Source organism: Pseudomonas sp. REB1044 (assembly GCF_038813925.1).
Lineage (GTDB): Bacteria > Pseudomonadota > Gammaproteobacteria > Pseudomonadales > Pseudomonadaceae > Aquipseudomonas > Aquipseudomonas boreofloridensis.
This window is the reverse complement of sequence record NZ_CP046139.1, coordinates 1,470,966-1,484,340: the sequence shown is the minus strand read 5'-3', so window position 1 is coordinate 1,484,340 and position 13,375 is coordinate 1,470,966. Positions and strand designations below refer to the sequence as shown.

General features: G+C 63.3%; 11 protein-coding genes and 1 pseudogene. 10 read left to right on the top strand and 2 right to left on the bottom strand.

Going from position 1 to position 13,375, the window contains the following annotated elements; genetic code table 11:
* Positions 1-17 precede the first annotated feature (17 nt).
* From GKC70_RS06940 to GKC70_RS06930, 3 genes and pseudogenes are all read left to right on the top strand, one after another.
* Positions 18-1,306: pseudogene (locus GKC70_RS06940) on the top strand (M18 family aminopeptidase).
* A gap of 117 nt (positions 1,307-1,423) precedes the next feature.
* Complete coding sequence (locus GKC70_RS06935; protein ID WP_342650860.1) at positions 1,424-1,591, top strand: hypothetical protein; 168 nt, start codon at positions 1,424-1,426, stop codon at positions 1,589-1,591.
* Between the two features lie 44 nt (positions 1,592-1,635).
* Positions 1,636-3,795 (top strand): mechanosensitive ion channel family protein, encoded by a 2,160-nt coding sequence (locus GKC70_RS06930; RefSeq protein WP_342650859.1) that lies wholly within the window; start codon positions 1,636-1,638, stop codon positions 3,793-3,795.
* A gap of 17 nt (positions 3,796-3,812) precedes the next feature.
* On the opposite strand, the gene GKC70_RS06925 is transcribed toward GKC70_RS06930, so the two are convergent.
* Positions 3,813-4,526, bottom strand: a complete 714-nt coding sequence (locus GKC70_RS06925) for a UTRA domain-containing protein (protein ID WP_116888732.1) — start codon at positions 4,524-4,526, stop codon at positions 3,813-3,815.
* A 348-nt stretch (positions 4,527-4,874) separates the two neighbouring features.
* Between GKC70_RS06925 and GKC70_RS06920 the strand changes: the two genes are divergently transcribed.
* The 6 genes from GKC70_RS06920 to GKC70_RS06895 are packed head-to-tail and all read left to right on the top strand — an operon-like array spanning position 4,875 to position 10,076.
* Entirely contained in the window at positions 4,875-5,939 is a 1,065-nt protein-coding gene (locus tag GKC70_RS06920) for an extracellular solute-binding protein (RefSeq protein WP_342650858.1), read from the top strand.
* Positions 5,940-5,994: 55 nt separating this feature from the next.
* Positions 5,995-6,801, top strand: a complete 807-nt coding sequence (locus tag GKC70_RS06915) for an alkaline phosphatase family protein (RefSeq protein ID WP_342650857.1) — start codon at positions 5,995-5,997, stop codon at positions 6,799-6,801.
* Positions 6,798-7,637: an ABC transporter permease subunit gene (locus GKC70_RS06910; RefSeq protein WP_342650856.1), complete on the top strand. Its 840-nt coding sequence runs from the start codon at positions 6,798-6,800 to the stop codon at positions 7,635-7,637. Before GKC70_RS06915 ends, GKC70_RS06910 begins: the two co-directional genes overlap by 4 nt.
* A complete protein-coding gene (locus GKC70_RS06905) occupies positions 7,627-8,424 on the top strand; it encodes an ABC transporter permease (protein WP_317872237.1) in 798 nt (265 codons plus the stop codon). The genes GKC70_RS06910 and GKC70_RS06905 overlap by 11 nt, the downstream gene beginning before the upstream one ends.
* Complete coding sequence (locus GKC70_RS06900; RefSeq protein WP_342650855.1) at positions 8,421-9,410, top strand: ABC transporter ATP-binding protein; 990 nt, start codon at positions 8,421-8,423, stop codon at positions 9,408-9,410. The genes GKC70_RS06905 and GKC70_RS06900 overlap by 4 nt, the downstream gene beginning before the upstream one ends.
* A gap of 12 nt (positions 9,411-9,422) precedes the next feature.
* Positions 9,423-10,076, top strand: coding sequence for an HAD family hydrolase (locus GKC70_RS06895; protein WP_342650854.1), 654 nt, complete (start codon positions 9,423-9,425; stop codon positions 10,074-10,076).
* A 56-nt stretch (positions 10,077-10,132) separates the two neighbouring features.
* On the opposite strand, the gene GKC70_RS06890 is transcribed toward GKC70_RS06895, so the two are convergent.
* Positions 10,133-11,101 (bottom strand): NAD(P)H-quinone oxidoreductase, encoded by a 969-nt coding sequence (locus GKC70_RS06890; protein ID WP_317872235.1) that lies wholly within the window; start codon positions 11,099-11,101, stop codon positions 10,133-10,135.
* Positions 11,102-11,242: 141 nt separating this feature from the next.
* On the opposite strand from GKC70_RS06890, the gene GKC70_RS06885 reads away from it, so the two are divergent.
* Complete coding sequence (locus GKC70_RS06885; RefSeq protein ID WP_295481089.1) at positions 11,243-13,324, top strand: carboxy terminal-processing peptidase; 2,082 nt, start codon at positions 11,243-11,245, stop codon at positions 13,322-13,324.
* Positions 13,325-13,375 lie beyond the last annotated feature (51 nt).

Below are 13,375 nucleotides of genomic sequence, written 5' to 3'. Positions count from 1 at the left end.
CGAATTTGGAGTGAGTTATGCGTGAAGCACTGAACACCGGCCTGATCGACTTTCTCAAGGCCTCCCCTACGCCCTTCCACGCCACCGCCAGCCTGGCCAAGCGCCTTGACGCAGCGGGCTATCAGCGCCTGGACGAGCGTGACAGTTGGGACACGGTGCCGGGCGGGCGCTATTACGTGACCCGCAACGACTCCTCGATCATCGCCGTGCGCCGGGGCAAGCACTCACCGCTGATCGGCGGCATGCGCCTGGTCGGCGCGCACACCGACAGCCCGTGCCTGCGGGTCAAGCCGCAGCCGGAGCTGCAGCGCCACGGATTCCTGCAATTGGGCGTGGAAGTCTATGGCGGCGCCCTGCTCGCGCCCTGGTTCGACCGCGACCTGTCGCTGGCCGGCCGGGTCACCTTCCGCCGCGACGGCAGGGTGGAGAGCCAACTGGTGGACTTCAAGCTGCCGATCGCCATCATTCCCAACCTGGCCATCCACCTCAACCGGGGGCCAATGACGGCTGGGCGATCAATGCGCAGAACGAACTCCCGCCGATCCTGGCCCAGGTGGCCGGCGACGAGCGCGTCGATTTCCGCGCACTGCTCACCGAACAACTGGCCCGTGAGCATGGCCTGATCGCCGATGTGGTGCTCGATTACGAGCTGAGCTTCTACGACACCCAAGACGCGGCGGTCATCGGGCTGCACGGCGACTTCATCGCCGGCGCCCGCCTGGATAACCTGCTGTCGTGCTACGCCGGCCTGCAGGCGCTGCTCGAAGCCGACAGCGACGAAACCTGCGTGCTGGTGTGCACCGACCACGAGGAAATCGGTTCCTGCTCGGCCTGCGGTGCCGACGGACCGATGCTCGAGCAGACCCTGCAGCGCCTGCTGCCGGACGGCGACGAGTATGTGCGCAGCATCCAGCGCTCGCTGCTGGTGTCGGCCGACAACGCCCATGGCGTGCACCCGAACTACGCCGACAAGCACGACGGCAACCATGGCCCCAAGCTCAACGCCGGCCCGGTGATCAAGGTCAACAGCAACCAGCGCTACGCCACCAACAGCGAGACCGCCGGTTTCTTCCGCCACCTGTGCATGGCCGAGGAAGTGCCAGTACAAAGCTTTGTGGTGCGCAGCGACATGGGCTGCGGCTCGACCATCGGTCCCATCACCGCCAGCCATTTGGGCGTGCGCACCGTCGACATCGGCCTGCCGACCTTCGCCATGCATTCGATCCGCGAACTGTGCGGTAGCCAGGACCTGGCGCATCTGGTCAAAGTGCTGACGGCGTTCTACTGCACCCGGGAACTGCCCTGATCGCCGACACGCGGCCAGGCAGGGTGTAGTATCGGGCTCTGGGAGCGGGCATGCCGGTGAAGGCAAACGCCGCTCCCGGCTCGATTACCGACACTTCCAGACAGAAGGATTCTGTTCATGTCGCCTTTCCTTTCTTTGTTCCTGCCCGTCTTCCTGTTCCTGTTGCTGCTGACCGTGGGTTTCAGCCTGCGCCAGCGCACTATCGGCGTGGTGATGATGTGGATCGGCACGCTAGGCATCTTTGCCGTCACCTGCTGGACGATCCTGGAGAAACTCCCGGCATAAACCTCTACACTCGGCCCATCGTTTGACCTGAGGTAGATTTCCCGGTGCCAGCCTTTCTGCGTTGCCTTGCCCTGCTGCTGTTGATCGTCGTCGTCCCGGTACAGGCCGCAGGCCTGCCCGGCCTGCTGAGCTCCAGCACGCCCGCGCAGCCCCAAGCCACCGAGCCGTTGAGCAAGTCGCTCGACGAGGTGATCAAGAACCTCGAAAACGACCAGCAGCGCACCAAGCTGCTGGCCGATCTGAAAAAGCTGCGCGACGCCAGCAAACAGACGCAACCGAGCGTCGAGCAGGGCGTGCTGGGCCTGATCGGCGGGGCGCTGCACGACTTCGAGCAGCAGTTCAGCGGCGACGCCAGTCCCTTCGTGCGCTGGTCGCAGGAACTGGAGCAAGCCAAGGTCGAATTGGCCGATCTGGTGGTGCCGGTGCACCAGTGGCCCGCCATTCTCTTCGGCTTCGCGGCGGTCATCGCCGTGTGGAGCCTGCTGGCCTATGCGTTCAACTGGATCGGCCACCGCGTGCGCATCCGTTTCGGCCTGACCGAAGAACTGCCCCAGCATCCGCGCACCTGGGACCTGGTGCGCTTTGCCCTGCGCAAACTCGGCCCCTGGCTGGTGGCGCTGATCTTCACGGTGTACCTGAGCTTCGCCCTGCCGCCTTCGCTGGGCAAATCCCTGGCCATGGTACTGGCCTACGCGCTGGTGATCGGCACCTGTTTCTCGGCCATCTGTGTGATCGCCTTCTCGCTGCTCGACGGCCCGCATCGCCACCGCGCCCTGCATATCCTACGTCACCAGGCGTTCCGCCCACTGTGGCTGATCGGCAGCTTCGCCGCCTTCGGCGAGGCCATGAGCGATCCGCGCCTGACCGCCGCCCTGGGCACTCACCTGGCTCACGCCATTGCCACGGTGACCAACGTCCTGGCCGCGCTGTGCACCGGGTTGTTCATCCTGCGCTTCCGCCGCCCCATCGCCCACCTGATCCGCAACCAGCCGCTATCGCGGCGCCTGACCCGCCGTACCCTGAGCGACACCATCGAGCTGCTGGGCAGTTTCTGGTTCGTTCCGGCGCTGATTCTGGTGGCCATTTCGTTGTTCGCCACCTTCGTCTCCGCCGGCGACACCAGCACCGCCCTGCGCCAGTCGCTGATGTGCACGGTGCTGGTGGTGGTGTGCATGGTGCTCAACGGCCTGGTGCGCCGCCATGCCGCCAAACCGCAGAACGTCCACAAGCGCCAGGCGGTGTATGCCGAGCGCCTGAAGAACTTCGGCTACGCGTTGGTGCACCTGTTCATCTGGCTGCTGTTCATCGAGCTGGGCTTGCGCGTGTGGGGCTTGTCGATGATCAGCTTCGCCGAGGGTGACGGCCATGACGTCAGCGTGCGCCTGATGGGCCTGGCCGGTACCTTGATCGCCGCCTGGCTGGTATGGATCCTGGCCGATACCGCGGTGCACCACGCCCTCATCCGCTCGCGCCGCGGCTTGGCCAACGCCCGCGCGCAAACCATGATGCCGCTGATTCGCAACGTGCTGTTCGTGGCCATTTTCATCATCGCGCTGATCGTCGCGCTGGCCAACATGGGCATGAACGTCACGCCACTGCTGGCCGGTGCCGGTGTCATCGGCCTGGCCATCGGTTTCGGTGCCCAGTCGCTGGTGGCGGACTTGATCACCGGCTTGTTCATCATCATCGAAGACAGCCTGGCCATCGACGACTACGTGGATGTCGGGGGTCACCTGGGCACCGTCGAAGGCCTGACCATCCGCACCGTGCGCCTGCGCGACATCGACGGCATTGTGCACACCATCCCGTTCAGTGAAATCAAGAGCATCAAGAACTACTCGCGCGAGTTCGGCTACGCGATCTTCCGCGTGGCCATTCCGCACAGCATGAACATCGACCAGGCCATCACCCTGATCCGCGAAGTCGGCCAGAAGCTGCGCAGCGATCCGCTGATGCGCCGCAACATCTGGTCGCCGCTGGAGCTGCAAGGCGTGGAGAGCTTCGAGTCCGGCTCGGCGATCCTGCGTGCACGCTTCAAGACCGCGCCGATCAAACAGTGGGAGGTGTCGCGGGCGTTCAACCTGGCGCTCAAGCGCCAACTCGACGAGGCCGGACTGGACCTGGCAACGCCGCGGCTGTCGGTGCAGGTGGTGACGGCGGGCGGCGGGGCGATGGCTGAGGTGGGTGCCGGGGCCTCCAGCTAGGCTGGCGTGAGACCGGATCAGCCGGCCTCGGCGCGAATACGGATCGCGTCATGCCGCCAGTACTCCAGGTCACAGTCGATCAGGTGCCCATGCTGATCGCTGTTGACCCGGGTGATGTGCAAACCAGGACTTCCCGTGGATACCCGCAGCGCCGTGGCGGCCTCCGGCGGCAGTGCGGTCGGCAGTATTTCGAAGCACACCTGGCCGTAACGAATGCCGTAGTCGCGGGCGTAGATCTCGGTGAGCGACTGCCCCAGGTCACGTTCGAGTATTCCGGGGAAGTGATGCGGATTCAGGTAGTGCTCGGCGTAGAGCACGCCCCGACCGTCGATGCGCCGCAAGCGACAGATGCGCACCACGCTTGACAGCGCTGGCAGACGCAAGCGCGCGCAGATGCTGGCCGACGCCGGCTGCAGACGCGCCGAGAGCAGCTCGGTGCCCGGAGCCCGTCCCTGCTGCAACACCATGGCATGGAAATGGCTGCGCTCGATCAGGTCGTAGGTCAGGCGCTCGGGGGCGACGAACCAGCCGCGGCGCTCCTCGCGATAAATCAATCCCTGGGCTTCGAGTTGCACCAGCGCCTCGCGCAAGGTGATGCGGGTGGTGGCGAATACATCGCTGAGCTTGCGCTCGGCCGGCAGCTTGCCACCCGGCACAAGCAGGCCATGCTCGATTTGCTCCTGCAAGGCATGGCAGATAGCTGTTACCGCCCGCGCGGGGGTCGACTGCATCGAAAGTTACCTATCTGGACTAGACCAGCCCCAACAAAGGGCAGGTGGGCGTTGGCTGTCAGCGTAGGCAGCGCGCGTGAACATCCTGTGACAAGCCCGTCGCCCAGCGCCTCCTGAACCTGTCAGGGGCCCGTCAATCCAGGGCCGGGTTGTGGTCTACGCTTGGCATTCAGGCCTTGTTACCCAGGGAAAGCCGATCCCGCCTACATCAAACTGTCATGCACGCCGCCTACCTTGGCGCAAGGTTTGCTGACCTAGACCAACCCTGTGCAGCAAGGCCTGCATCAACCGCAGACACAACAAGGTCCATCACCACGATTGCAAGGCACCCCACCCTAGGAGCTTCGGATGAAAAAGTTCTTCATGGCGTCACTGCTGGGCTCGGCCATCGCCCTGTGCACCACGGCCATGGCCGCCGATACCGACCTCAACAGCCTGGAAGAGGCCGCCCGCAAGGAAGGCACGGTCAACAGCGTGGGCATGCCCGATGCGTGGGCCAACTGGAAAGGCACCTGGGATGATCTAGCCAGCAAGTACGGCCTCAAGCACAGCGACACCGACATGAGCTCAGCGCAGGAAATCGCCAAGTTCGACGCCGAAAAAGACAACGCCAGCGCCGATATCGGCGACGTCGGCGCCGCCTTCGGCCCCATCGCGGCGGCCAAGGGCGTGACCCAACCCTATAAACCGAGCACGTGGGATCAGGTGCCAGAATGGGCCAAGGACAAAGACGGTCACTGGGCCCTGGCCTATACCGGCACCATCGCCTTCATCATCAACAAGAATCTGGTCAAGGAAGAGGAACGGCCCAAGACCTGGAAAGATCTTGAGAAGGGCGAGTACAAGGTCGCCATCGGTGACGTTGGCACGGCTGCACAGGCCGCCAATGGCGTGCTGGCGGCGGCCATCGCCTTCAAAGGTAACGAATCCAACATCGAGCCAGGCTTGCAACTGTTCACCAAGCTCGCCCAGCAAGGGCGCCTGTCGCTGGCCAACCCGACCATCCAGACCCTGGAGAAGGGCGAAGTCGAAGTCGGTGTGGTGTGGGACTTCAACGGCCTGAGCTACCGCGAGCAGATCGACCCCAAGCGCTTCGAGGTGCTGATTCCGCAGGACGGCTCGGTGATCTCCGGCTACACCACGATCATCAACAAGTACGCCAAGCACCCCAACGCCGCCAAATTGGCGCGTGAGTACATCTTCAGCGACGCCGGCCAGATCAACCTCGCCAAGGGCAATGCCCGCCCGATCCGTGCCGAGCATTTGAAGCTCCCGGAGGACGTGCAGGCCAAGCTGCTGCCCAACGAGCAGTACAAGGCTGCCAAACCCATCGAGAACGCCGAAGTCTGGGAGAAGACCTCCAAGGCCCTGCCGCAGAAGTGGCAGGAGCAGGTCATCATCGAGATGAAGTGAGGCTGAGCCCGACAGGGAGGGCATCGCCCTCCCCGTTCCTGTGCGGAGTACTGAAGTGAGCCACAACGTCATCCTGGTCCTGCTCGACGGCCTCAATTACCACGTCGCGCACCATGCCATGGGCCATCTGCATGCCTACGTCGAAGCCGACCGGGCCGCGCTGTATCGCTTGAAATGCGAGCTGCCATCACTGTCCCGACCACTGTACGAGTGCATTCTCACCGGTGTCGCGCCGATCGACAGCGGTATCGTGCACAACCAGGTGAGCCGTCTGTCCAACCAGCTCAGCGTGTTTCATTATGCGCGCCAAGCGGGTCTCAGGACCGCGGCGGCCGCCTACCACTGGGTCAGCGAACTGTACAACCGCTCTCCCTTCGAGCCCGTGCGTGACCGTCACACCGAGGCGCCGGAACTGCCGATCCAGCATGGGCTGTTCTATTACGCCGACCATTACCCCGACTCTCATCTGCTGGCCGATGCCGAATACCTGCGCCGCCGGCACGCACCGAATTTCCTGCTGGTGCATCCGATGAACATCGACGACGCCGGTCACCGACATGGTCTGGACAGCAGCCCCTACCGCAATGCGGCGAGAAGCGCCGATGTGCTGCTGGCCGACTACCTGCCGCAATGGCTCGCCGAGGGCTACCAGGTGCTGGTCACCGCCGATCACGGCATGAACAACGACCGCTCGCACAATGGCCTGCTGCCCGAGGAGCGCGAGGTGCCGCTTTTCGTCTTCGGTGACGCCTTCAGCCTCGATCCCGCCGCCCAGCCTCTGCAGACCGAACTGTGTGGCACGCTCTGCGAGCTGCTCGGCGCGGCCCATGACAAACCGCTGTGTCGGGAGTTGCTCAAGTGAATGCCAACCACCGCGGCCGCTACCTGGCCCTGCTCTGCCTGTTACCCTTCGCCGTGTTCTTCATCGTCTTCCAGATCGCCCCGCTGGTCTGGGTGGCGATTGCCAGCCTGCAAGGCGAAGGCGGATGGGGCCTGGAGAATTTCAGCAAGATCTTCACTTCCAAGTTCTACCTCCAGGCCATCGAACGCAGCCTGCAGATCAGCTTCTGGTCGAGCCTGTTCGGTATCGTCATCGCCACCCTCGGCGCCTACTCCCTGCGCCAGGTCGATTCGCGCCTGCGCGATTTCGTCAGCGCCTTCGCCAACATGACCAGCAACTTTGCCGGCGTGCCCCTGGCCTTCGCCTTCATCATCCTGCTCGGCTTCAACGGCGCCTTGACCCTGGCGCTCAAGGAGATCGGCCTGCTGGACGACTTCAGCATCTACTCCAGCACCGGCCTGATCATCGTCTACACCTACTTCCAGATCCCGCTGGGGGTGCTGCTGCTCTACCCAGCCTTCGACGCCTTGCGTGAAGACTGGCGCGAGTCGGCCGCCCTGCTGGGTGCCAGCCACTGGCAGTTCTGGCGGCACATCGGCCTGCCGGTTCTCACCCCGGCGCTGCTGGGCACGTTCGTGATCCTGCTGGCCAATGCGCTGGGCGCCTACGCCACGGTCTACGCCTTGACCACCGGCAACTTCAATGTGCTGCCGATTCGTATCGCCGCGCTGGTCGCTGGCGACATCACCCTCGATCCCAACTTGGGCAGCGCCCTGGCCATGGTGCTGGTGGGGCTCATGACCCTGGTCACGATGGTCCATCAATGGCTGCTGAAAAGGAGCTACCATGCGCGTTGATACCCCCCATGGCGGCTGGTACCACCGCACGGTGGTCTACCTGCTGTTCCTGATCCTGCTGCTGCCGCTGGCCGGCACCCTGCTCTACTCGCTGGCCACCAGTTGGTCGGCCACGCTACTGCCCAGCGGGCTGACCTTGAAGTGGTATGTGCAGCTGTGGAGTGAGCCGCGCTTTCTCGCCGCGTTCGGCCAATCGCTGCTGGTCTGTATCGGTGCGCTGGTGCTGTCGGTCGTGCTGATCCTGCCCCTGCTGTTCGTGGTGCATTACCACTTTCCCAGGCTCGACGCGCTGATGAACATCCTGATCCTGCTACCCTTCGCAGTTCCGCCGGTGGTGTCTTCGGTCGGGCTGCTGCAACTGTACGGCAGCGGGCCGATGGCCATGGTCGGCACCCCGTGGATTCTCATCGGTTGCTATTTCACCATCGCGCTGCCCTTCATGTACCGGGCCATCACCAACAACCTGCAGGCGATCAACCTGCGCGACTTGATGGACGCCGCACAACTGCTCGGTGCCAGCCCACTGCGCGCGGCCCTGACGGTGGTGCTGCCAAACCTGCGCAAAGGCCTGTTGGTAGCCCTGCTGCTGTCGTTCTCCTTCCTGTTCGGTGAGTTCGTGTTCGCCAACCTGCTGGTCGGCACTCGCTACGAAACCCTGCAGGTGTACCTGAACAACATGCGCAACAGCAGCGGTCACTACAACAGCGCCCTGGTGATCTCCTACTTTGCCTTCGTCCTGGTCCTGACCTGGGTCGCCAACCGTTTGAACAAGGATAAAGCCCGATGAGCTTCGTCAGCGTCCAGCAACTGCACAAGCGCTATGCCGGCAGCACAGTGTTCGAGAACATCGATTGCACGGTCGAGCGTGGCGAGTTCGTCACCCTGCTCGGTCCTTCGGGCTGTGGTAAATCCACCCTGCTGCGCTGCATCGCCGGGCTGACCCCGGTCGATGGCGGACGCATCCTGCTCGACGGCCAGGACATCGTGCCGCTGAGTCCGCAGAAGCGTGGCATCGGCATGGTGTTTCAGAGCTACGCGCTGTTCCCCAACATGACCGTCGAACAGAACGTGGCCTTCGGGCTACGCATGCAGAAGGTCAAGGCCGAAGAGCGCCAGGTGCGTGTGCGCGAGGCCCTCGAGCTGGTGGAACTGACCACCTTCGCCGGTCGTTATCCGCACCAGCTCTCCGGCGGCCAGTGCCAACGCGTGGCGCTGGCCCGCTCACTGGTCACCCGTCCACGTCTGTTGCTGCTCGACGAGCCGTTGTCGGCGCTGGACGCACGCATCCGCAAGCACCTGCGTGAGCAGATCCGGGCCATCCAGCGCGAGCTGGGCCTGACCACGCTGTTCGTCACCCACGACCAGGAAGAAGCGCTGACCTTGTCGGATCGCATCGTCCTGATGAACCAGGGGCGCATCGTCCAGAGCGGCGACGCCGAAACCCTGTACACGGCCCCGGTGGACCTGTTCGCGGCCGGCTTCATCGGCAACTACAACCTGCTCGATGCCGACAGCGCCAGCCGTCTGCTGCGACGTCCGATCGGCTCGCGCCTGGCCATTCGCCCGGAATCGATCAGCCTGGGGCTGGAGGGCGAACTGGACGGCCAGATCCGCAGTCACAGCTTATTGGGCAACGTGATCCGTTATCGTGTCGAGGCACGCGGCGTGGAGGTCGTGGTGGACGTACTCAATCGCTCATCCGCCGACCTCTATGCCGACGGCCAGCGGGTGACGCTGTCGTTCGATCCCGCCGCACTACGTGAAGTGGCTTAAGGAGATTCAGGCATGGCATTGGCAATTTTCGATCTGGACGAGACCCTGATCCATGGCGATTGCGCGTCGTTATGGAGCGCGCAGATGGCCAGGCTGGGCTGGGTCGACGGCGAGGCCTTCCTGCGCCGCGACCGTGAGTTGATGGACGCCTATGGCAAGGGTCAGTTGCAGATGGAGGACTACATGGCGTTCAGCCTGGAGCCGATCGCCGGGCGCACACTGGAGGAAGTCGAACACTTGGTGGCGCCGTGGGTCGAGGACGTGATCGAACCGATCATTTATGGCGACGCCTGCCGCTGCATCGCCGAACACCGCCACAATGGCGATCGCATCCTGATCATTTCTGCGTCTGGCACCCATCTGGTTGGGCCGATCGCCGCGCGATTGGGCGTCGATGAGTTTCTGGCCATCGAGCTGGAGGCCGTCAACGGCGTGTATACCGGGCGCACCCATGGGGTGCTGACCTACCGTGAAGGCAAGATCACACGCTTGCTGGAGTGGCTGGACCAGGAACAGGAGAATCTGGAAGGCGCCAGCTTCTATTCCGACTCCAGGAACGATCTACCGCTGCTGCTGAAAGTCGATCACCCGTATGCGGTGAATCCCGATACGGAACTGCGCAAGCAGGCCGAGGCCAAGGGCTGGCCGGTGCTGAACTGGGCATGAGCGGGTGCCTGGACTTGGGGCTGCGGTGCAGACCCAAGCCTAGGCCAGCGTAAGTCTCAGACCAGCGTCGGATCGATCACCATCACCAATTTGCCCGACACCTGATTGCCTTCAAGCGCCTGGTAGGCCGCCTCGGCGAACTCGACCGGATAGGTATCGACCAATTGCGGCGACAGTCGCCCTTCGCTGAACAGTGGCCAGACCTGCTGACGCAACTCGCGCAACAACTCGCCCTTGAACGCATCGTCGCGATTGCGCAGGGTCGAACCGGTGATCTGCAGGCGTTTGCCCAGCACCTGCGCCAGGTCCATTTCTACTTGACGTCCGCCCATCAGGCCGATGATCACCCAGCGCCCGTCGCGCGCCAACACCTTGAGATTGAGCGTGCCGTAGCTGGCACCGACCGGATCGAGCACCACATCGAAAGGCCCCAGGGCTTCGAGCGCATCAAGGTTCTGGTTACGCACCACACCGCCCGCAGCACCCAGCGCCTGGCAGTAATCCAGACGGTCCTGCGACCCTACGCTAACCCACACGGGGCTGCCGAACGCCTTGCACAATTGGATCGCCGCCGAGCCGACGCCGCTGGCGCCAGCATGCACCAGCACTTTCTCGCCCGCCTTCAACGCGCCGAGCTGGAAGATGTTCAGCCAGGCCGTGGCATACACTTCGGGGATTGCCGCCGCTTCGTGCAGGCTCAGGCCCTCGGGCACCGGCAGGACATGGCGTGCGTCGACCACCACTTCCTCGGCCATGGCGCCACTGGCAAGCAGCGCACACACGCGGTCGCCCACGCGCCAGTCAGCGCCAGCACCGGCACCGATCTCCTCGATCACCCCAGCGCACTCAAGCCCCATATACGGACTCGCACCTGGGGGCGGCGGGTAGTGCCCGGCCTTTTGCAGCACATCGGCGCGGTTCAACCCTGCCGCCGCAACACGAATGCGTACCTGCCCCGCATCACACACGGGACGCTGCGCCTGGACCCAGGCTACATGCCCGTCAACGCCTTGCAATGCCTTCACAGTGCCTCCATAGTTGAGTCATGACTGAACCCGGGCTCATCGCGTCCCGGGTTTTTTGCAGTATCGAGCCGGTTTAATGGAACCGGTGAAAGGAAAAGACGGCCTACTATGCGTGATCAATTGCCCCCACGTCGAATCAGCATGAAGCATTTCCTCCCCAGCTCCGCACTCGCCCTGGTCATCGGCCTGGGCAGCCTCACGCTCGGTGGCAATGCGGCCGCCGCCAACAAATGGGACAGCCTGCAGCCGGACCGTGACGAAGTCGTCGCCAGTCTCAACGTGGTCGAGCTGCTCAAGCGCCACCACTACAGCAAGCCACCGCTGGACGATGCTCGTTCGGTCATCATCTACGACAGTTACATCAAGCTGCTCGATCCCTCGCGCAGCTACTTCATGGCCAGTGACATCGCCGAGTTCGACAAGTGGAAGACGCAGTTCGACGACTTCCTCAAGAACGGCAACCTGGACCCTGGCTTCACCATCTACAAGCGCTACCTTGACCGAGTGAAGGCGCGACTGGACTACGCCCTGGCCATGCTGGACAAGGGCGTCGACAAGATCGACTTCACCGTCAAGGAAGACCTGCTGGTCGACCGCAAGGACGCCCCGTGGCCCAAGTCCGAGGCCGAGCTGGACGACCTGTGGCGCAAACGCGTCAAAGACGAAGTGCTGCGTCAGAAACTGGCGGGCAAGGACCTGAAGCAGATCCAGGAAACCCTGATCAAGCGCTACAAGAATCAGCTCGCGCGTCTGGACCAGACCCGCGCCGAGGATATCTTCCAGGCCTACATCAACACCTTCGCCCAGTCCTACGACCCGCACACCAATTACCTGTCGCCCGACAGCGCCGAGAACTTCGACATCAACATGAGCCTGTCGCTCGAAGGCATCGGCGCGGTGCTGCAGAGCGACAACGACCAGGTCAAGATCGTGCGCCTGGTGCCGGCCGGCCCCGCTGCCAAGACCAAGCAGGTTGCCCCTGCCGACAAGATCATCGGTGTGGCCCAGGGCAACAAGGAAATGGTCGATGTGGTCGGCTGGCGCCTGGACGAAGTGGTCAAGCTGATCCGTGGACCGAAAGGCTCGGTGGTGCGCCTGGAGATCATTCCGGCGAGCAACGCGCCGAACGACCAGACCACCAAGATCGTCTCGATCACCCGCGAAGCGGTCAAGCTCGAAGAGCAGGCCGCGAAGAAGTCGGTGCTCAAGCTCAAGCAGGATGGCCGCGACTACAAGCTTGGCATCATCGAGATCCCGGCGTTCTACCTCGACTTCAAGGCCTATCGTGCCGGTGATCCGAACTACAAGAGCACCACGCGCGACGTGAAGAAGCTGTTGACCGAATTGCAGAAGGAAAAGGTCGACGGTGTGGTCATCGACCTGCGCAACAACGGCGGCGGCTCGTTGCAGGAGGCCACCGAACTGACCAGTCTGTTCATCGACAAGGGTCCGACCGTGCTGGTGCGCAATAGCGATGGCCGAGTCGACGTTCTCGAGGACGAAAATCCCGGTGCCTTCTACAAAGGCCCGCTGGCGCTGCTGGTCAACCGTCTCTCGGCCTCGGCTTCGGAGATTTTCGCCGGTGCCATGCAGGACTACCACCGGGCGCTGATCATCGGTGGTCAGACCTTCGGCAAGGGCACCGTGCAGACTATCCAGCCGCTCAATCATGGCGAGCTCAAGCTGACCCTGGCCAAGTTCTATCGGGTTTCCGGCCAGAGCACCCAACACCAGGGCGTCTTGCCGGACATCGATTACCCGTCGATCATCGACACCAAGGAAATCGGCGAGAGCGCCCTGCCCGAGGCCATGCCGTGGGACACCATCCGCCCTGTGGTCAAGCCGGCGGCCGATCCGTTCAAACCGTTCCTGGCCCAGCTCAAGGCGCAGCATGACGCGCGTAGCATCAAGGACGCCGAGTTCACCTACATCCGCGATCGCTTGGCGCTGACACAGCAGTTGATGAACGAGAAGACCGTCAGCCTCAATGAGCAGGACCGCCGTGCTCAGCACGATGCCATCGAAGCCAAGCAACTGGCGTTGGAAAACGCCCGGCGCAAGGCCAAGGGCGAAGAGCCGCTCAAGGAACTGAAAAAGGTCGATGAAGACGCCCTTCCAGAGGAGAAGGACGACTCCAAGCCAGAAGACGACGCCTACCTGGCAGAAACCGGACGCATCCTGCTCGACTATCTGCGGCTGAGCGCTCAAGTGGCGAAAAAATGAATGATGGCACTGATGGCAGATTGACCTGATCTGTCATCAAACAGTCATCGC